The sequence below is a fragment of the Kitasatospora sp. NPDC048286 genome, assembly GCF_043201735.1.
Classification (GTDB): Bacteria; Actinomycetota; Actinomycetes; order Streptomycetales; family Streptomycetaceae; genus Kitasatospora.
The window spans coordinates 178,692-197,809 of the sequence record NZ_JBICZE010000010.1; the positions used below are offsets into that span (position 1 = coordinate 178,692).

Genomic DNA, 19,118 nt, shown 5'->3' on the forward strand with positions numbered 1-19,118 from the left:
GGCGCCACCGTCGTTCGACGGTGGCGCCCTTCGTGCTGTTGCCGCTGTCCGGGCCGGAGCCGTTGCGCTCAGATCTCGCCGCGGAGCTTCGCCAGCGCCTCCGCCAGGATCGCCTCGCCGTCGGCGTCGGTGCGCCGCTCACGGACGTAGGCGAGGTGGGTCTTGTACGGCTCGTTGCGCGAGGGCGCCGGCGGGTTGTGCTGGTCCTGCCCCGCGGGGAAGCCGCAGCGCGGGCAGTCCCAGGTCTCCGGGATCGCCGCTTCGGCGGCGAAGCTGGGACGGGTCTCGTGCTTGTTCGCGCACCAGAAGGAGATCCGGTTGCGCGGGGCGGACTCGCCGCGCTCCGCCTCGCCCATCGGGCCGGCCCCGACCCTGCTGCCACGGATGGCATTGCCACTTGCCACGGTCTGACTCCCTGCGTACTGGTGCGCCGACCCGCCGCGGTGCGCGTCGGTGGCGAAAGTCGTCCTAGTGTAAGCAGGTGTTAAGCATCCGCCACCATCGCCTCCGCACCCGACCGTCCCAGGATAGGCGCTCGGGCGACGGGGCGTCAGGGATACGTCAGCTCTGGTACTTCAGCACCAGGCCCAGGATGATGATGGACGCGAACCACCCCGCGCCGACCACGATGGTGATGCGGTCCAGGTTGCGCTCGGCCACCGCCGAGCCGCCGCCGGTGGACATCGCGCCACCGCCGAACATGTCGGACAGGCCGCCGCCCTTCCCCTTGTGCAGCAGCACCAGCAGGATCATCAGCAGACTGAAGATGATCAGGGCAATCGAGAACCCGAGAACCACGACGGGACCAACTCTCTCGTATCTTCGGCGAAGGGGCCGGGCCGCGTACGGCGGTCCGGCCCCAAAGCCTACGTTGCTGCGGCGGCGTTAGCCTACTGCCTGCTCACGGTAGCGCACGATCTTGACGAACTCGTCGGCGTCCAGCGAGGCACCGCCGACCAGGCCACCGTCGATGTCCGGCTTGGCCATCAGACCGGCCGCGCTCGACGACTTCACCGAACCGCCGTACAGCACCCGGACCTTGCCGGCCAGCTCGGCGTCGTACAGCTCGGCGATCCGCGCGCGGATGGCGGCGCAGACCTCCTGCGCGTCCTCCGGGGTGGCCACCTCGCCGGTGCCGATCGCCCAGACCGGCTCGTAGGCGACCACGATCGACTCGGCCTGGTGGGCCGGGACGTCGGCCAGGCCGCCGTCCAGCTGCGCCAGGGTGTACTCGACGTGGGTGCCGGCCTTGCGGATCTCCAGCGGCTCGCCGACGCACAGGATCGGGGTGATCCCGGCGCGGTAGGCGGCCTTCACCTTGGCGTTGACGATCTCCTCGTTCTCGCCGTGGTACTGGCGGCGCTCGGAGTGGCCGATCACCGCGTAGGTGCACTTGAGCTTGGCCAGCATCGGGCCGGAGACCTCGCCGGTGTAGGCCCCGCCGTCGTGCTCCGAGATGTCCTGCGAGCCGTACTTGATCTTCAGCTTGTCGCCGTCGACCAGGGTCTGCACCGAGCGCAGGTCGGTGAACGGCACCAGGACGGCGACCTCGACGGCCTCGTAGTCCTTGTCGGCCAGCGCGAAGGCCAGCTTCTGGGTGTGCTGGATGGCCTCGAGGTGGTTGAGGTTCATCTTCCAGTTGCCCGCCATCAGCGGGAGACGGTCGGTCATGTGTTTCAGTCCTCCAGAGCGGCGAGACCGGGGAGGGTCTTGCCCTCCAGGTATTCGAGGCTGGCGCCACCGCCGGTCGAGATGTGTCCGAAGGCGTTCTCGTCGAAGCCCAGGATGCGGACGGCCGCGGCGGAGTCTCCGCCGCCGACCACGGTGAACGCGTTGCTGTCGATCAGGGCCTGGGCGACGGCCTTGGTGCCGTTCGCGTAGTCCGGGTGCTCGAAGACGCCCATCGGACCGTTCCAGAACACCGTGCCCGCGTCGGCCAGCTTGGCCGCGTACAGCTCACGGGTCTTCGGGCCGATGTCCAGGCCCTCCTCGTCGGCCGGGATCTTGTCCGAGTCGACGGTCGAGGGGTTCGCCGGGGCCTTGGTCTTGAGGTCCGGGAAGTCGGCGGAGACCAGGACGTCCGCCGGCAGCACGAACTCGACGCCGCGCTGCTCGGCCTCGGCCAGGTAGCCGAGGACGGTCGGGATCTGGTCCTCCTGCAGCAGCGAGATGCCGACCTCGTGGCCCTTGGCCTTGAGGAAGGTGTACGCCATGCCGCCGCCGATCAGGATCCGGTCGGCCTTCTTCAGCAGGTTGTCGATCACGCCGAGCTTGTCGGAGACCTTGGCACCGCCGAGCACCACCACGTACGGGCGGGCGACGTCCTCGGTGAGCTTCTTCAGCACGCCGACCTCGGTGGCGATCAGGTCGCCCGCGGCGTGCGGCAGCAGGGCCGGCAGGTCGTACACCGAGGCGTGCTTGCGGTGCACGGCGCCGAAGCCGTCGCCGACGTACAGGTCGGCCAGCGCGGCCAGCTGCTCGGCGAAGGACTTGCGCTCGGCGTCGTCCTTGCTGGTCTCGCCGGCGTTGAAGCGCAGGTTCTCCAGCAGCGCGACCTCGCCGTCCGCCAGCGCGGCCACGACGGCCTTCGCGCTGTCGCCGACGGTGTCGGCGGCGAAGGCGACGTCCTTGCCGAGGATCTCGCCGAGGCGCTTGGCCGCCGGGGCGAGCGAGAACGCCGGGTCCGGCGCGCCCTTGGGGCGGCCGAGGTGCGAGGCGACGACGACCTTCGCGCCGGCCGCGGCCAGCTTGGCGATGGTCGGCGCGACGGCGCGGATCCGGCCGTCGTCGGTGATCGTGTCACCGTCCAGCGGCACGTTCAGGTCGGCGCGCACGAAGACGCGCTTGCCTTCGACACCGGCTTCGATGAGCTCTTCGATGGTCTTCACGGGGATTCGGTTTCTCCTGGGGAGATGGTTGATGCGCAGTGAGGCGGCACGGCGCAGGGGCCGCCTGAGAAGTCCTTGAGCGCGGAACGAGGGCCCGGTCGGCACCGTACGCCGCCCGGGCCCTCGCCCCTACATCACGTCAGCTCCCGCAAGGTCAGAGCTGCCCGCCGACGAGGGCGACCAGGTCGACGACGCGGTTCGAGTAGCCCCACTCGTTGTCGTACCAGCCGAGCACCTTGACCTGGTTGCCCTGGACCATGGTGAGGCTGGAGTCGAAGATGCAGGAGGCCGGGTCGTTCACGATGTCCGAGGAGACGATCGGGTCCTCGGTGTAGGCCAGGATGCCCTTGAGCGGGCCCTCCTGCGCGGCCTTCTGGAAGGCCGCGTTGACCTCGTCCTTGGTGACCTCGCGCTCCAGGGTGACGACCAGGTCCGTGATGGAGCCGGTCGGGACCGGGACGCGCAGCGAGGTGCCGTCCAGCTTGCCCTTCAGCTCCGGCAGGACCAGGGCGGTCGCCTTGGCGGCACCGGTCGACGTCGGGATGATGTTCTGCGAGGCCGCACGAGCACGGCGCAGGTCCTTGTGCGGGAAGTCCAGGGTGACCTGGTCGTTGGTGAACGCGTGGACGGTGGTCATCAGACCCTTGACGATGCCGAAGCTCTCGTTCAGCACCTTCGCCATCGGCGCCACGCAGTTGGTGGTGCAGGAGGCGTTGGAGATGACGTGGTGGTTGGCCGCGTCGTACTTCTCGTCGTTGACACCCAGGACGATGGTGACGTCCTCGTCGGTGGCGGGCGCCGAGATGATGACCTTCTTCGCGCCGGCGGCGAGGTGCTTCTTCGCGGCCTCGGCCTTGGTGAAGATGCCGGTGGACTCGACGACGATGTCGGCGCCCAGGGCGGCCCACGGGAGGTTCGCGGGGTCACGCTCGGCGGTCACCTTGAAGGTGTGGCCGTCGACGGTGATGCTGTCCGCGGTGTGCGAGACCTCGCCCGGGAAGGTACCCAGGGTGGTGTCGTACTTGAGCAGGTGAGCCAGGGTCTTCGTGTCGGTGAGGTCGTTGACACCGACGATCTCGATGTCCGCGCCCTGGGCCTTGACCGCGCGGAAGAAGTTGCGGCCGATGCGGCCGAAGCCGTTGATGCCTACCCGGATCGTCACGAACCGATCTCCTCGTTAGGTACGCCGGGCGCGAGGCCCGGCGGGGGTGAGATTTGGGAAGTCCCCGACCGCCTACGACCCTACCCCTCCGGGGCCTCGCACGGCACATCGCGCCGCCTGCCGAGACCGGGCGTGGCGCGGCCGAAACCCGATTTCAGGCCGTCCGGCCTTGCTCCGCCGGGCAGTTGGTCCCGGGCCAGTGGTCTCTACCAATTCGGGTGTGCCGGCGGGTCCGGAAACCCGTTCGGGACGCCGTCCGCGACACCGTCCGGAACCCCCTCCGGGAAGCGGCCGGACGACGGCCCGCAGACGCCGACGGCCGGCGCCCCGGATCGGGGCACCGGCCGTGTGTTCGTCACGGAGCGTGAGCGTCAGTTCAGCGCCATCTCGTCGGTGAGGCTCGCCTCGGTGCTCGGCAGGCCGAGCTCGGAGGCCCGCTTGTCCGCCATCGCCAGCAGTCGGCGGATCCGGCCGGCCACCGCGTCCTTGGTCAGCGGCGGGTCGGCGAGCGCGCCCAGCTCCTCCAGCGAGGCCTGCTTGTGCTGCATCCGCAGCTGGCCGGCCGCGGCCAGGTGCTCCGGCACCTCGTCGCCGAGGATCTCCAGCGCGCGGGCCACCCGGGCGCCGGCCGCCACCGCGGCGCGGGCCGAGCGGCGCAGGTTGGCGTCGTCGAAGTTGGCCAGCCGGTTGGCGGTGGCCCGCACCTCGCGCCGCATCCGGCGCTCCTCCCAGGCGAGCACCGACTCGTGCGCGCCGAGCCGGGTCAGCAGGGCGCCGATCGCGTCGCCGTCGCGGATCACCACCCGGTCCACGCCGCGCACCTCGCGGGCCTTGGCCGGGATGCCGAGCCGGCGGGCGGCGCCGACCAGGGCGAGGGCGGCCTCGGAGCCGGGGCAGGTGATCTCCAGCGAGGAGGAGCGGCCCGGCTCGGTGAGCGAGCCGTGCGCCAGGAAGGCCCCCCGCCAGGCCGCCTCGGCGTCGCAGGTGGCCCCGGAGACGACCGCCGGGGGCAGGCCCCGGATCGGGCGGCCGCGGCCGTCCACGAGCCCGGTCTGGCGCGCGAGCAGCTCGCCGTCCTTGACCACCCGGACCACGAAACGGCTGCCGCGGCGCAGCCCGCCGGGGGCCATCACCACGAGGTCCGAGGAGTGCCCGAAGATCTCCAGCAGGTCCTTGCGCAGCCGCCGTGCCGCCGCTCCGGTGTCCAGCTCCGCCTCGATCACGATGCGGCCGCTCACGATGTGCAGTCCGCCCGCGAACCGCAGGATCGCCGACACCTCCGCCTTGCGACAGCAGGCCCGGGTGACCGGGAGCCGGCTGATCTCGTCCTTCACCGCTGGAGTCATCGCCATGGCCCGATCCTTCCATGTGTCCGGAAAATCCGGTCGTACGCTGCCGCCAACAGCTCGGGGTCGTGTCGCGGCGTCCCGTCGGTGCGGGCCACCGAGCCGAGCACCAGAGCCGCACCCATCCGCTCGGCGGCCTTCTCCAGGCCGTCCAGGTCGGCCTGGCCGAAGGCCCCGCCGGTGACGGCACGCTCGTCCACCAGGATCGCATCCACCACGAGGTCCGGAGCGTGGTCGGCGATGACCTCCAGGTGGCGCTGGGGGGTGAAGCCCTCGGTCTCGCCGGGCTGGGGGGCCAGGTTCAGGGTGAGCAGGCGGCGGGCGCGGGTCTCGGTGAGCGCCTTGGCCAGGTCGGGCACCAGCAGGTGCGGCAGCACGCTGGTGAACCAGGAGCCGGGGCCGAGCACCACCCAGTCCGCCTCCCGGACGGCGGTGACCGCCTCCGGGACGGCGGGCGGCCCGTCCGGCAGCAGCCGGATCGACTGCACGGTGCCCGGGGTCACCGCGACGTCGGCCTGGCCGCGGACGGCCGTGACCTCGGTGGGGTGCCGCGGGTCGTGGCCGCGAACGGTCGCCTCGATGTCCAGCGGCACCGCCGACATCGGCAGCACCCGGCCCTGCACGTTGAGCAGCCGGCCGACCCAGTCCAGCGCCGCCACCGGGTCGCCGAGCTTCTCCCAGAGCGCGACGATCAGCAGGTTGCCGACGGCGTGGCCGCCGAGCTCGCCGTTGCCGGTGAAGCGCTGCTGGATCACCTCGGACCAGGTGCGGCCCCAGTCGTCGTCCCCGCACAGCGCGGCCAGCGCCTTGCGCAGGTCGCCGGGGGGCAGCACGCCGAGCTCCTCGCGCAGCCGACCGCTGGAGCCGCCGTCGTCGGCGACGGTGACCACGGCGGTGAGGTCGGTGGTGAGCCGGCGCAGCGCGGACAGCGAGGCGGACAGGCCCTGCCCGCCGCCGAGCGCGGCGATCCTGGGCGCCGGATTGGCGCGGGCGGGACTGCTGCGCGGGCGGCCCGGCGCCGTGGGCCGGGCCGGGCTGCCCGCCCGGTCACCGGTCCTGCTCTGCGGCTGCCGCCCGGGCACGTATCCCGCCACAATCACCTCGTGTTCCTCGGCCCGCCGACCACTCCGCCGGCGGGCCCGGCAGGGAGGCGGCGGTTACTCCCGTCCCATGTCACGGTGGACGAGCACCGTCTCGACTCCGTCGGCGATGAGACGCTTGGTCAGACGCTCGGACATGGCGACGCTGCGGTGCTTGCCACCGGTGCAGCCTACGGCAAGCGTCATGTAGCGCTTCCCCTCGCGGCGGTATCCCTCGGTGATGACGCGCAGCAGCTGGGCGTAACCGTCCAGGAACTCGTTGGCTCCGGGCTGCTGGAAGACGTAGTCGGCGACGTCCGCGTCGGTGCCGGTGCGGGCCCGCAGTTCGGGCACCCAGTGCGGGTTGGGCAGGAAGCGGCAGTCCACCACGAGGTCGGCGTCGACGGGCAGGCCGTACTTGAAGCCGAAGGACATCACGGTGGCGCGCAGCTCGGGCTCGTCGTGGTCGGCGAACTGGGCGTCCAGCTTGGCGCGCAGCTGGTGCACGTTGAGGTTGGAGGTGTCGATCACCAGGTCGGCCTCGCCGCGCAGGTCGCGCAGCAGGTCGCGCTCCTGGGCGATGCCGTCCACGATCCGGCCGTCGGCCTGCAGCGGGTGCGGGCGGCGGACGCTCTCGAAGCGGCGCACCAGCGCCTCGTCGGAGGAGTCCAGGAAGACGACCCGGAGCCGGACGCCGCGCTTCTCCAGCTCGTCCAGCGAGGTGAGCAGGTCGTCGAAGAACTGCCGGCCGCGGACGTCCACGACCACGCCGATCCGGGCGACGTTGCCCTGGGAACGGGCGCCCAGGTCGACCATGGTCGGGATCAGGGCCGGCGGCAGGTTGTCCACCACGAACCAGCCGAGGTCCTCCAGGCACTTGGCGGCGGTGGAGCGGCCGGCTCCGGACATGCCGGAGATGATCACCAGCTCCGGCGCGTTCTCGGCCACGTCTGACACGGTCACTTCGGTTCCCCGCTCTCGGTCTTTCTGCTGGGGAGAACGCGTACGGCTCGGCCGCCCTTCCCCGGCCCGGGCAGGCGGGCGGGGCCGGGGCACACCGGCTGACGGGCGGCGTCGGCCGTCATGGCGTCTCCTGGGATGGTGCGGTCTGGGGTGCTGCTGCCACCGGCTCGGTAGTCTCGTCGACCCCGTCCTCGATGATCTCGCCGGTCGCGGTGTTGACCGCGGGTGCGGCGGGTGTACGGGACGACAACGCCTCCGCAACAGTCTGCGCGGTGCGGCGTCCGATGCCGGGTACCTCGCAGAGCTCGTCCACGGTGGCGGCCCTGAGCTTCTTCAGCGAACCGAAGTGCTTGAGCAGCGCCCGGCGGCGAGTCTCGCCGAGGCCCGGGACGGAGTCCAGTTCCCCGGCGGTGAGTCGCTTGGAACGCTTGTTGCGCTGATAGCTGATCGCGAAGCGGTGCGCCTCGTCGCGGACCCGCTGGAGCAGGTAGAGGCCCTCGCTGGAGCGGGGCAGCACCACCGGGTCGTCCTCGCCGGGCAGCCAGACCTCCTCCAGTCGCTTGGCCAGGCCGCACAGCGCGACGTCGTCGATGCCGAGCTCGTCCAGGGCGCGCCTGGCGGCGGCGACCTGCGGCTGTCCCCCGTCGACGACCAGCAGCTGGGGCGGGTAGGCGAAGCGCTTGGGGCGGCCGTCCTCGGTGCGCTGGCCGTCCTCGGGCCGGTCGTCCTCCAAGGGGCCCTCCTCGGGCTCCGGGACGGCCCACTCGCCGGTCTGCTCGCGCTCCCGGAGGTAGCGGCGGAAGCGCCGGCTGATCACCTCGTGCATGGAGCGGACGTCGTCCTGGCCCTCGAAGCCCTTGATCTGGAAGCGCCGGTACTCGCTCTTGCGGGCCAGGCCGTCCTCGAAGACGACCATGGAGGCGACCACGTCCTCGCCCTGGAGGTGGGAGATGTCGTAGCACTCGATGCGCAGCGGGACGGAGTCCAGCTCCAGCGCGTCGGCGATCTCCTGGAGGGCGCGGCTGCGGGTGGTGAGGTCGGAGGCGCGCTTGGTCTTGTGCAGCGCGAGCGCCTGCTGGGCGTTGCGCTGCACGGTGGCCATCAGGTCCTTCTTGTCGCCGCGCTGGGGGACGCGCAGGTCGACCTGGCTGCCGCGCAGGCCGCCGAGCCACTCGCGGACCGGCTCCACCGGGTCGGGCAGGGCGGGGACGAGCACCTCGCGCGGGACGGACTCGCCGCCGCCGTAGAGCTGCTGGAGGGCGTGCTCGACCAGGCCGGCGGTGTCGACGTCCTCGACCTTGTCGGTGACCCAGCCGCGCTGGCCGCGCACCCGGCCGCCGCGGACGTGGAAGATCTGCACGGCGGCTTCGAGTTCGTCCTCGGCGACGGCCAGCAGGTCAGCGTCGGTGGCGTCGGCGAGCACGATGGCGTTCTTCTCCATCGCGCGCTTGAGGGCGCCGATGTCGTCCCGCAGCCGGGCCGCCTTCTCGTACTCCAGGTCGGCGGCGGCCTCGCGCATCTGCTCTTCCAGCCGGCGCAGGTAGTTGCCGGTGCGCCCGGCCATGAAGTCGCAGAAGTCCTCGGCCAGCGCCCGGTGTTCGTCCGCCGAGACCTTGCCGACGCAGGGCGCGGCGCACTTGCCGATGTAGCCGAGCAGGCAGGGCCGGCCGACCTGGCGGGCGCGCTTGAAGACGCCGTTGGAGCAGGTGCGGACGGGGAAGACGCGCAGCAGCAGGTCGACCGTCTCGCGGATCGCCCAGGCGTGGCCGTACGGGCCGAAGTAGCGCACGCCCTTCTTGTGCGCCCCGCGCATCACCTGGACCCGCGGGTACTCCTCGTTGAGGGTGACGGCGAGTTCCGGATAGCTCTTGTCGTCGCGGTACTTGACGTTGAACCGCGGGTCGAACTCCTTGATCCAGGAGTACTCCAGCTGGAGCGCCTCGACCTCGGTGCCGACCACGGTCCACTCCACCGAGGCGGCGGTGGTGACCATGGTCGCGGTGCGCGGGTGGAGGCCGGCCAGGTCCTGGAAGTAGGAGGACAGGCGCGGCCGCAGGCTCTTGGCCTTGCCGACGTAGATGACCCGGCCGTGGGCGTCACGGAACCGGTAGACGCCGGGGGACGTCGGGATCGCACCGGGCGCGGGGCGGTAGGTGCTCGGGTCAGCCATGGGTCCACCGTACCGAGTGCGGCCGGGGCCGCGGGGCGGAGATCGTCAGGGGGGACCGTGGCGGTCGTGAGGCGGTCAACTCGGTCAGCTCGGGGTCACCTTGAGGTTGCCGCCCTCGACCGTGACGGTGTAGGCGGGCAGCGGGGTGGAGGCCGGTCCGTCCTGCACGGCGCCGTCGGCGATGGCGAAGCGGCTGCCGTGGCAGGGGCACTGGATCTGGGCGTTCTTCACCTGGTCCACGAGGCAGCCGGCGTGGGTGCACCGGGCGTTGAACGCCTTGTACTGGCCGGCGGTGGGCTGGGTCACCACGATCTTCTGCTCGCGGTAGACCTTGCCGCCGCCCTCCGGCACGGCCGAGGCCGGGCCGAGGTCGACCGGGCTCTTGGGGGCGCCCTTGTCGGAGGAGGACGAGGAGGAGCATCCGCTGACCGCCACGGTGCCGCCGGCCGCCAGGACGGCCGCGGCCCCGCAGAGCAGGGTGCGGCGGGAGGCGGCGGGGCTGGTCTCGGGGGCCTCGGACATCGGTGCGCTCCTACGGTTGGTGCTGCTGCGAGGGACCACGGAAGTCTATGCGGCGCCCGCCCCGCCGTTCCCGGGGTGCCCCTGGCTGTCAGGGTGGCCCGGGACGGGCGGGGCGGGCGGGCGGAGCTACTTCTTCGCGGCGGCCGCGCGCTTGCGCGGCGCCTTCTTCACCGGGGCGGCGGCCGGGGCGTCCGTGAAGCCGGCCGGCAGGATGTCCCGCAGGAACTTGCCGGTGTGGCTCTCGGGGACGGCGGCGATCTGCTCCGGGGTGCCCTCGGCGACCACCGTGCCACCGCCGGAGCCGCCCTCGGGGCCCATGTCGACGACCCAGTCGGCGGTCTTGATCACATCGAGGTTGTGCTCGATGACGATCACCGTGTTCCCCTTGTCGACCAGCCCGCTGAGCACCTTGATCAGCTTGCTGATGTCCTCGAAGTGCAGGCCGGTGGTGGGCTCGTCCAGCACGTAGACCGTCCGCCCGGTGGAGCGCTTCTGGAGCTCCGAGGCGAGCTTGACGCGCTGCGCCTCGCCGCCGGACAGGGTGGGCGCGGACTGGCCGAGCCGGACGTAGCCGAGGCCGACGTCGTTGAGCGTCCGAAGGTGCCGGGCGATCGCCGGGACGGCCTCGAAGAAGTCCAGTGCCTCCTCGATCGGCATGTCCAGCACCTCGGCGATGGACTTGCCCTTGTAGTGGACCTCCAGCGTCTCCCGGTTGTACCGGGCGCCGTGGCAGACCTCGCACGGCACGTAGACGTCCGGCAGGAAGTTCATCTCGATCTTGATGGTGCCGTCGCCCGAGCAGTTCTCGCAGCGGCCGCCCTTGACGTTGAAGGAGAACCGGCCGGGCAGGTAGCCGCGGACCTTGGCCTCCTGCGTCTCCGCGAAGAGCCGGCGGACGTGGTCGAACACCCCGGTGTAGGTGGCCGGGTTGGAGCGCGGGGTGCGGCCGATCGGCGACTGGTCGACGTGCACCACCTTGTCCACCTGGTCGGTGCCGGTGATCCGGGTGTGCCGGCCGGGCACGCTGCGGGCGCCGTTCAGTTCCCGGGCGAGGTGGGTGTACAGGATGTCGTTGACCAGCGTCGACTTGCCGGAGCCGGAGACGCCGGTGATCGCCGTGAAGGTGCCGAGCGGGAAGCCGACCGTGACGTCCTTGAGGTTGTGCTCGCGGGCGCCGTGGACGGTCAGCTGGCGCTTCCTGTCCCGCTCGCGGCGGGAGCCCGGGATCGGGATGGACCGCTTGCCGGAGAGGTACTGGCCGGTCAGCGACTCCTTGTTGGTGAGCAGCTGCTTCAGCGAGCCGGAGTGCACCACCTTGCCGCCGTGCTCGCCGGCGCCCGGACCGATGTCGACCACCCAGTCCGCGGTCTTGATGGTGTCCTCGTCGTGCTCCACGACGATCAGGGTGTTGCCGATGTCGCGCAGCCGCACCAGCGTCTCGATCAGTCGGTGGTTGTCCCGCTGGTGCAGGCCGATGGACGGCTCGTCCAGCACGTACAGCACGCCGACCAGGCCGGAGCCGATCTGGGTGGCCAGCCGGATGCGCTGGGCCTCGCCGCCGGACAGGGTGCCGGCCGCGCGGTCCAGCGAGAGGTAGTCCAGGCCGACGTCGACCAGGAAGCGCAGCCGCTCGTTGACCTCCTTGAGGACCCGCTCGGCGATCTGCTTGTCCCGGGCGTTCAGCTTCATCGCGCCCAGGAACTCGGAGCAGTCGCTGATCGACATCGAGGAGACGTCGGCGATCGACTTGTCCTGGACGGTGACCGCGAGCACCACCGGCTTGAGCCTGGTGCCCCGGCACGTCGGGCAGGGCACCTCGCGCATGTAGCCCTCGAAGCGCTCGCGGCTGCTGTCGCTCTCCGCCTCGGTGTGCCGGCGCTGGATGAACGGGATCGCGCCCTCGAAGCCGGTGCTGTACGAGCGCTCCCGGCCGAAGCGGTTGCGGTAGCGGACCTCCACCTGGTGCTTGTGCCCGTGCAGCAGCGCCTTCTTGGCCCGGGCGGGCAGCCCGGCCCAGGGGATGTCGGTGCGGAAGCCGAGCTCCCCGGCCAGCGCGTCGATCAGGCGCTGGAAGTACTCCTTGGCGTGCCCGGCCGACCACGGGTGGATCGCGCCCTCGTCGAGCGAGCGCTCGACGTCCGGCACGACCAGCTCCGGGTCGACCTCCATCCGGTTGCCCAGGCCCGAGCAGTCCGGGCAGGCGCCGAAGGGCGAGTTGAAGGAGAACGAGCGCGGCTCCAACTCCTCGAACGACACGTCGTCGTACGGGCAGTAGAGGTGCTCGGAGTACATCCGCTCGCGCTCCGGGTCGTCCTCGGGGAGGTCGACGAAGTCGAGGACGACCATGCCGCCGGACAGCCGCAGGGCCGTCTCCACCGAGTCGGTGAGCCGCCGCTTGGCGCTGTCCTTGACGGTGAGGCGGTCGATCACCACCTCGATGGTGTGCTTCTCCTGCTTCTTGAGCTTCGGCGGCTCGGCGAGCTGGATCGTCTCGCCGTCGACGCGGGCGCGGGAGTAGCCCTTGGACTGGAGGTCGGCGAAGAGGTCGACGAACTCGCCCTTGCGCTCGCGCACCACCGGGCTCAGCACCTGGAAGCGGGTGCCCTCGGCGAGCTCCAGTACCTTGTCGACGATCGCCTGCGGCGACTGCTTGGCGATGGGGCGGCCGCAGTGCGGACAGTGCGGCTTGCCGATCCGGGCGAACAGCAGGCGCAGGTAGTCGTAGACCTCGGTGATGGTGCCGACGGTCGAACGGGGGTTGCGGTTGGTGGACTTCTGATCGATCGAGACGGCCGGGGAGAGGCCCTCGATGAAGTCCACGTCGGGCTTGTCCATCTGCCCGAGGAACTGACGGGCGTAGGAGGACAGCGACTCGACGTAGCGGCGCTGGCCCTCGGCGAAGATCGTGTCGAAGGCGAGCGAGGACTTGCCGGAGCCGGAGAGGCCCGTGAAGACGATGAGGGAATCGCGGGGCAGGTCGAGCGAGACGTTCTTGAGATTGTGCTCACGAGCACCGCGGACGATGAGGCGGTCGGCCACTGCTTCTGGCGCCTTTCTCCGGGGCGAGACGGCTTGCGGTGAGTATCGGTACTTCTTCCAGGATGCGGCAGCAAGCCTATAGCTCAGACGTTCGAATCTCGACTCTGTCCAGCGGGGACCACCCGAACGAGTGAGGGTCACCCCGGGACGGTCCGCACCCGGACCGAAATACCCCCTGCTCAGGGCCCCGATTCGGCGGTAGCGTCGCCTGGTCAACGAGCGAAGCCCCGCATGGGCAACGCGCCGTCTCGTCACAGAAGGCAGATTCGATGACCGACCCACAGCCGACCGACCCGCAGTCCGCCTCCGCCTCCGCCACCCGGCACCTGGCCCAGGTCGAGGAGAGCACCCGGCACCTGCTGCACACCGCGGCCGAACTGAAGCCCGAGGCCCTCGCCGAGCCCTCCGCGCTGCCCGGCTGGACCCGCGGCCACGTGCTGGCCCACCTCGCCCGCAACGCCGACTCCCTGGTCAACCTGCTGAACGGCGCCCGCACCGGCACCGACATCCCCCAGTACGCCAGCCACGAGGCCCGCGACGAGGACATCGAGCGCGACGCGCCGCGGCCGCTGGAGGTCCAGCTCGCCGACCTGCGCGACTCCCACGCCGGCTTCGCCGGGGCCGCCGCGCTGCTGGGTCCCGAGGCCTGGGCCGCCGAGGTCAGGCACCGCTTCGGCTACGTCTTCCCGGCCTGCGACATCCCGGCCAAGCGCGTGGTGGAGCTGGAGTACCACCACGTCGACCTGGACGCCGGCTACACCCCCGCGCACTGGCCGGAGCCCTTCGCCGTCGCCCAGTTCCGCAAGCTCGCCGAGGGGCTGGCCGAGGAGGCCGACCTGCCGGCCGTCGAGCTGGTCTCGGACGACACCGGGGACCGCGCCGTGATCGGCACCGGCGAGGTGTCCCTGACCGTCGAGGGCCCGGTCCGCGCGCTGACCGCCTGGCTCTCCGGCCGCTCCGCCGGGGACGGCCTGCGCCGCACCCCCGACACCGCCCTCCCCCAGCTTCCCCCGATGGGCTGACGGAGCGAGGATGATCCCAGGAGCCACTGCAGAGGGAGCGAACGGATGACGTACCACGGAGCGGTCAAGGTCGGCGGAGCGCCGGACGTGCGGGAACTGGCCCACCTGATCATCACCAAGGTGGCCGTCGGCCCGTACGACAACAACGCCTACCTGCTGCGCTGCCGGGCCACCGACGAGCAGCTCCTGATCGACGCGGCCGCCGACGCGCCGGTGCTGCTGGAGACCGTCGGGGACGACCTCGAGACGGTGGTCACCACCCACCGGCACCACGACCACTGGGGCGCGCTGGCCGAGATCGTCGCCACCACCGGCGCCCGGACGGCCGCCGGCGAGCACGACGCCGAGGGCATCGACGTCCCCACCGAGCTGCTGCTCGCCGACGGCGACAAGCTGCGGGTCGGCGACGTGGAGCTGACCGTCCGGCACCTGGTCGGCCACACCCCCGGCGCGATCGTGCTGGTCTACGACGACCCGCAGGGCCACCCGCACGTCTTCACCGGCGACTGCCTCTTCCCCGGCGGCGTGGGCAACACCTGGGGGGATCCGGAGGCCTTCAGGTCCCTCTACCGGGACGTCACCGGGAAGATCTTCGACGTCCTGCCGGACGAGGCCTGGGTCTACCCCGGCCACGGCAACGACACCACTCTCGGGGCCGAGCGCCCGCACCTCGAGGAGTGGCGCGAGCGCGGCTGGTAGCCCGCCCCGCCGAACGGCCCGCCGAACGGCCGAGGCCCCCGCGACCGGTAGCGGTCGCGGGGGCCTCGGCGTGCTCCCGGCGGATCAGGCGTCGAGCTTCTCGCGCTCCTCGCGCTCGGCCTTCTTCGAGGCCCGCAGGCTGGTGAAGGTGGTGATCGCCAGCACCACCACGATGAAGCCCAGCGAGAACGGGATGCCGATCTCCGGGGCCCACGCCGCGCCGGCCTCGTGGGCGGCGTGCAGCACCAGCTTCACGCCGATGAAGCCGAGGATCACCGACAGGCCGTACGACAGGTGGACCAGCTTCTTCAGCAGGCCGCCGATCAGGAAGTACAGCTGGCGCAGCCCCATCAGGGCGAAGGCGTTGGCGGTGAAGACGATGTACGGGTCCTGGGTCAGGCCGAAGATCGCCGGGATCGAGTCCAGTGCGAACAGCACGTCGGTGGTGCCGATCGCCAGCATGACGATCAGCATCGGGGTGATCAGCCGGCGGCCGTTCTCCCGGACGAACAGCCGGGTGCCGCGGTAGTCGTCGGTGGCCGGGAAGCGGCGGGTGATCGACTTGAGGACGCGGTTCTCCTCGAACTCCTCCTCGCCCTCCTCCTCGGCGCGGGCCTCCTTGATCAGCTTCCAGGCCGTCCAGATCAGGAAGCCGCCGAAGATGAAGAACACCCAGGAGAACTCGGAGACCAGCGCGGCGCCGCCGGCGATGAACACCGCCCGGAGCACCAGCGCGATGATCACACCGAACATCAGCACGCGCTGCTGGTAGATCCTGGGCACCGCGAACTTGCCCATGATCAGGATGAACACGAAGAGGTTGTCGACACTGAGCGACTTCTCGGTGATGTAGCCGGCGAAGAACTCACCGGCGGGCTGAGCGCCGGAGTGCCACCAGAGGAAGCCACCGAAGAGCACCGCCAGGGCGACCCAGACGGCCGTCCAGATCCCGGCCTCCTTGATCGAGACCTCGTGCGGCTTGCGCCCTCCGATGAAGAAATCGGCCACGATCAGTGCGATCAGCACCAGGATCGTGGAAACCCACATGGTCACGGAAACGTCCACTACTGCTCCTCCGGCAGGTAGGCGAGACAGACATCGTCACTGCCGGAGGTCTCTTCCGCCCATCGGGCCAGCGCCCCGGGATGCCGCGACGGGCATCCGTGATGACGGGGTCGGCTGTCGAGGAATACTCCCCTCCGCTGCCAACGAGAGTAACAGGAAGGGCAAAGAAAGGTAAAGAAGGTAAAGAACCGTCAGAGGAACGGCTCGATCGCCGGCAGCAGGTCCTGGAAGGTGCGCCCCTTGGCCGGCGCGCCGATCGCCTGCATCTCCCAGCCGCCGTTGCCGTCCCGGACCACCTTGGCCATGATCTGCCCGGTGTGCGGCCCGCCGCCCGCCAGCTCGTAGCGGGCCAGCTCCAGCCCGGTGGTCTCGTCCACCAGCCGGCAGTGCGCCCGCTGCACCTCGGCGAAGGTCTGCCCGGTGTACGAGCTCACCGTGAACACCACCTGGGTGATGTTGACCGGCACGTGCACCAGGTCGACCAGGATCGCCTCGTCGTCCTCGGCCCCCGAGCCGCCCTCCAGGTTGTCGCCGGTGTGCCGGACGGAACCGTCGTTGCTCTCCAGGTGCGAGAAGAACACCACGTCGGACGGGGTCTTCTCGGCGTACAGCAGTGCCGAGGCGTCCAGGTCGATCTTCCGGGTGCGGCTGCCGAACAGCCCGCGCTTGGGGGCCGCCTGCCAGCCCAGGGCCATCCGCACCACGGTCAGGGTGCCGCCCTGCCCCTTCTGGAGGCTGACCTTCTGGCCCTTGGCCAGGTTCACCGACACGACGTTGTCCTCTCTGCCGGCCGCGCGGTCACACCCGCGCGGCTCCACGGTGGAACACCCCGTCGCCGTCCCCCGGCTGAGGCCCCCTCTGCATACGGCCCGCGATCCCGTCCCGCGGGCACGGTGCCGCAGGCCAGCCTAGGGCCTGCGGCACCCCGCCCTTCCCCGGGTTTCCCCGTTTGTGGCAAGGCTGAGACACCCGTGGTCTTGACCGGTGCCATTCCGGCCAAGACCGTTCGCCGCGCGGAGGCTCCCCTCCGCCGTACCTACGCCACACCGGCCTCGCGCATCTGCCGCAGTTCCCTCTTCAGCTCCTTGACCTCGTCGCGCAGCCGGGCCGCGACCTCGAACTGGAGGTCGGCGGCGGCCGTGTGCATCCGGTCGGTCATCTCCTGGATCAGGTCCGCCAGCTCGGCGGCCGGCAGGGACTTGCCCGGCTTGCGCTCCGCGCCCAGCGCCGGTACCGGGGCCTTGCCCTTGCCCTGGTTGCGGTAGCCGGTGGAGAGCAGATCGTCGGTGTCGACGTCCTCGCGGGCGAGGGTGTCCAGGATGTCGCCGATCTTCTTGCGCAGCGGCTGCGGGTCGATCCCGTGCTCCTTGTTGTAGGCCTGCTGCACGGCCCGGCGGCGGTTGGTCTCGTCGATGGCCTTCTCCATCGCGGGGGTGATCCTGTCCGCGTACATGTGGACCTGGCCGGAGACGTTGCGGGCCGCGCGGCCGATCGTCTGGATCAGCGAGGTGCCGGAGCGCAGGAAGCCCTCCTTGTCCGCGTCCAGGATCGCCACCAGCGACACCTCGGGCAGGTCCAGGCCCTCGCGCAGCAGGTTGATGCCGACCAGCACGTCGAACCGGCCCGCCCGCAGCTCGCGCAGCAGCTCCACCCGGCGCAGGGTGTCCACGTCGCTGTGCAGGTACCGGACCCGGATGTCCAGGCCGAGCATGTAGTCGGTGAGGTCCTCGGCCATCTTCTTGGTCAGCGTGGTGACCAGGACGCGCTCGTCCCGCTCGACCCGCTTGCGGACCTCGTGCACCAGGTCGTCGATCTGGCCCTCGGTCGGCTTGACGATCACCTCGGGGTCGATCAGGCCGGTCGGGCGGATGATCTGCTCGACCTGGCCGTCACCGCGCGACAGCTCGTACTGGCCCGGCGTCGCCGAGAGGTAGACGGTCTGGCCGATCCGCCCCAGGAACTCCTCCCACTTCAGCGGGCGGTTGTCCATCGCGGAGGGCAGCCGGAAGCCGTGCTCGACCAGGGTGCGCTTGCGCGAGGCGTCGCCCTCGTACATCGCGCCGATCTGCGGGACGGTGACGTGCGACTCGTCGATGACCAGGAGGAAGTCCTCCGGAAAGTAGTCGAGCAGGGTGTTCGGCGGGGAGCCGGGTTCGCGGCCGTCGAAGTGCATCGAGTAGTTCTCGACGCCCGAGCAGGTGCCGATCTGGCGCAGCATCTCGATGTCGTAGGTGGTGCGCATCCGCAGCCGCTGGGCCTCCAGCAGCTTGCCCTGCTTCTCCAGCTTGGCGAGGGTCCGCGTCAGCTCCGCCTCGATGCCGTTGACCGCGCGCTCCATCCGCTCGGGGCCGGCCACGTAGTGCGAGGCGGGGAAGACGTAGACCGAGTCGTCCTGGCTGATGATCTCGCCGGTGAGCGGGTGCAGGGTGTACAGCGCCTCGATCTCGTCGCCGAACATCTCGATCCGGACGGCCAGTTCCTCGTAGACCGGGAAGATCTCGACGGTGTCCCCGCGGACCCGGAAGGTGCCGCGGGTGAAGGCCACGTCGTTGCGGGCGTACTGGATGTCGACGAAGCGGCGCAGCAGGTCGTCCCGGTCGATCTCCTGGCCGACCTTCAGCCGCACCATGCGGTCCACGTACTCCTGCGGGGTGCCGAGGCCGTAGATGCAGGAGACCGAGGCGACCACGACGACGTCCCGGCGGGTGAGCAGCGAGTTGGTCGCCGAGTGCCGCAGCCGCTCGACCTCCTCGTTGATCGAGGAGTCCTTCTCGATGTAGGTGTCCGTCTGCGGGACGTACGCCTCGGGCTGGTAGTAGTCGTAGTACGAGACGAAGTACTCGACCGCGTTGTTCGGCAGCAACTCGCGGAACTCGTTGGCCAGCTGGGCGGCCAGCGTCTTGTTCGGCGCCATCACCAGGGTGGGCCGCTGGAGCTTCTCGATCATCCAGGCCGTGGTGGCCGACTTGCCGGTGCCGGTGGCACCGAGCAGCACGACGTCCTTCTCCCCTCCCCTGATCCGCCGTTCCAGCTCGGCGATCGCCGCCGGCTGGTCGCCGTTCGGCTGGAAGGGGCTGACGACCTCGAAGGGCGCCACGGACCGCTCAATACTCGTGATGGGACGCACCACTCAACGGTACGACCCACCACCGACAAGCGGGTC

The 19,118-nt window shown here is 70.8% G+C and carries 16 protein-coding genes; 2 read left to right on the forward strand and 14 right to left on the reverse strand.

What is annotated here, in order from left to right; all coding sequences use genetic code 11:
• Nucleotides 1-68: 68 nt before the first annotated feature.
• The 11 genes from ACGF13_RS24570 to uvrA all read right to left on the reverse strand — a co-directional run bounded on the left by ACGF13_RS24570 (nt 69) and on the right by uvrA (nt 13,169).
• On the reverse strand, nt 69-356 hold the full coding sequence (locus ACGF13_RS24570; RefSeq protein WP_223245297.1) for an RNA polymerase-binding protein RbpA: 288 nt from the start codon (nt 354-356) through the stop codon (nt 69-71).
• A gap of 205 nt (nt 357-561) precedes the next feature.
• On the reverse strand, nt 562-798 hold the full coding sequence (secG, locus tag ACGF13_RS24575; protein WP_392878522.1) for a preprotein translocase subunit SecG: 237 nt from the start codon (nt 796-798) through the stop codon (nt 562-564).
• A gap of 87 nt (nt 799-885) precedes the next feature.
• Nucleotides 886-1,671, reverse strand: coding sequence for a triose-phosphate isomerase (gene tpiA, locus ACGF13_RS24580; RefSeq protein ID WP_392878524.1), 786 nt, complete (start codon nt 1,669-1,671; stop codon nt 886-888).
• Nucleotides 1,672-1,676: 5 nt separating this feature from the next.
• Nucleotides 1,677-2,888, reverse strand: coding sequence for a phosphoglycerate kinase (locus ACGF13_RS24585; protein WP_392878526.1), 1,212 nt, complete (start codon nt 2,886-2,888; stop codon nt 1,677-1,679).
• Between the two features lie 154 nt (nt 2,889-3,042).
• Nucleotides 3,043-4,050 carry a type I glyceraldehyde-3-phosphate dehydrogenase gene (gene gap, locus ACGF13_RS24590; protein ID WP_392878528.1) on the reverse strand — a complete coding sequence of 336 codons (1,008 nt, stop codon included), beginning with the start codon at nt 4,048-4,050 and terminating at the stop codon, nt 3,043-3,045.
• 371 nt (nt 4,051-4,421) lie between these two features.
• Nucleotides 4,422-5,402: a DNA-binding protein WhiA gene (gene whiA, locus ACGF13_RS24595; protein ID WP_360340925.1), complete on the reverse strand. Its 981-nt coding sequence runs from the start codon at nt 5,400-5,402 to the stop codon at nt 4,422-4,424.
• Nucleotides 5,393-6,490, reverse strand: a complete 1,098-nt coding sequence (gene yvcK, locus ACGF13_RS24600) for a uridine diphosphate-N-acetylglucosamine-binding protein YvcK (protein ID WP_392878855.1) — start codon at nt 6,488-6,490, stop codon at nt 5,393-5,395. The genes whiA and yvcK overlap by 10 nt, the downstream gene beginning before the upstream one ends.
• Before the next feature lie 63 nt (nt 6,491-6,553).
• Entirely contained in the window at nt 6,554-7,438 is an 885-nt protein-coding gene (gene rapZ / locus ACGF13_RS24605) for an RNase adapter RapZ (protein WP_380455137.1), read from the reverse strand.
• A 118-nt stretch (nt 7,439-7,556) separates the two neighbouring features.
• Nucleotides 7,557-9,608, reverse strand: coding sequence for an excinuclease ABC subunit UvrC (uvrC, locus tag ACGF13_RS24610; protein ID WP_392878532.1), 2,052 nt, complete (start codon nt 9,606-9,608; stop codon nt 7,557-7,559).
• An 84-nt stretch (nt 9,609-9,692) separates the two neighbouring features.
• The gene (locus ACGF13_RS24615) at nt 9,693-10,130 is read right to left on the reverse strand and encodes a Rieske (2Fe-2S) protein (RefSeq protein ID WP_392878535.1); all 438 of its coding nucleotides are present in this window, start codon (nt 10,128-10,130) and stop codon (nt 9,693-9,695) included.
• Between the two features lie 126 nt (nt 10,131-10,256).
• Nucleotides 10,257-13,169, reverse strand: coding sequence for an excinuclease ABC subunit UvrA (gene uvrA, locus ACGF13_RS24620; RefSeq protein ID WP_392878538.1), 2,913 nt, complete (start codon nt 13,167-13,169; stop codon nt 10,257-10,259).
• Between the two features lie 269 nt (nt 13,170-13,438).
• Between uvrA and ACGF13_RS24625 the strand changes: the two genes are divergently transcribed.
• The gene (locus ACGF13_RS24625; RefSeq protein WP_392878541.1) at nt 13,439-14,191 is read left to right on the forward strand and encodes a maleylpyruvate isomerase family mycothiol-dependent enzyme; all 753 of its coding nucleotides are present in this window, start codon (nt 13,439-13,441) and stop codon (nt 14,189-14,191) included.
• 45 nt (nt 14,192-14,236) lie between these two features.
• Nucleotides 14,237-14,890: an MBL fold metallo-hydrolase gene (locus tag ACGF13_RS24630; RefSeq protein ID WP_392878544.1), complete on the forward strand. Its 654-nt coding sequence runs from the start codon at nt 14,237-14,239 to the stop codon at nt 14,888-14,890.
• 84 nt (nt 14,891-14,974) lie between these two features.
• Here ACGF13_RS24630 and ACGF13_RS24635 read toward each other — a convergent pair whose 3' ends face one another.
• From ACGF13_RS24635 to uvrB, 3 genes are all read right to left on the reverse strand, one after another.
• The gene (locus tag ACGF13_RS24635; protein ID WP_392878546.1) at nt 14,975-15,955 is read right to left on the reverse strand and encodes a TerC family protein; all 981 of its coding nucleotides are present in this window, start codon (nt 15,953-15,955) and stop codon (nt 14,975-14,977) included.
• 191 nt (nt 15,956-16,146) lie between these two features.
• Nucleotides 16,147-16,725 carry a TerD family protein gene (locus ACGF13_RS24640; RefSeq protein WP_392878548.1) on the reverse strand — a complete coding sequence of 193 codons (579 nt, stop codon included), beginning with the start codon at nt 16,723-16,725 and terminating at the stop codon, nt 16,147-16,149.
• A 266-nt stretch (nt 16,726-16,991) separates the two neighbouring features.
• Nucleotides 16,992-19,082: an excinuclease ABC subunit UvrB gene (gene uvrB, locus ACGF13_RS24645; RefSeq protein WP_392878550.1), complete on the reverse strand. Its 2,091-nt coding sequence runs from the start codon at nt 19,080-19,082 to the stop codon at nt 16,992-16,994.
• Nucleotides 19,083-19,118: the final 36 nt, after the last annotated feature.

What these genes read in the sequence shown, in the direction of transcription:
- ACGF13_RS24570 (WP_223245297.1), bottom strand. Translation starts at nt 356, where the DNA reads ATGGGCGAGGCGGAGCGCGGCGAGTCCGCCCCGCGCAACCGGATCTCC.
- tpiA (WP_392878524.1), bottom strand. Translation starts at nt 1,671, where the DNA reads ATGACCGACCGTCTCCCGCTGATGGCGGGCAACTGGAAGATGAACCTC.
- whiA (WP_360340925.1), bottom strand. Translation starts at nt 5,402, where the DNA reads ATGGCGATGACTCCAGCGGTGAAGGACGAGATCAGCCGGCTCCCGGTC.
- uvrC (WP_392878532.1), bottom strand. Translation starts at nt 9,608, where the DNA reads ATGGCTGACCCGAGCACCTACCGCCCCGCGCCCGGTGCGATCCCGACG.
- ACGF13_RS24615 (WP_392878535.1), bottom strand. Translation starts at nt 10,130, where the DNA reads ATGTCCGAGGCCCCCGAGACCAGCCCCGCCGCCTCCCGCCGCACCCTG.
- ACGF13_RS24625 (WP_392878541.1), top strand. Translation starts at nt 13,439, where the DNA reads ATGACCGACCCACAGCCGACCGACCCGCAGTCCGCCTCCGCCTCCGCC.
- ACGF13_RS24630 (WP_392878544.1), top strand. Translation starts at nt 14,237, where the DNA reads ATGACGTACCACGGAGCGGTCAAGGTCGGCGGAGCGCCGGACGTGCGG.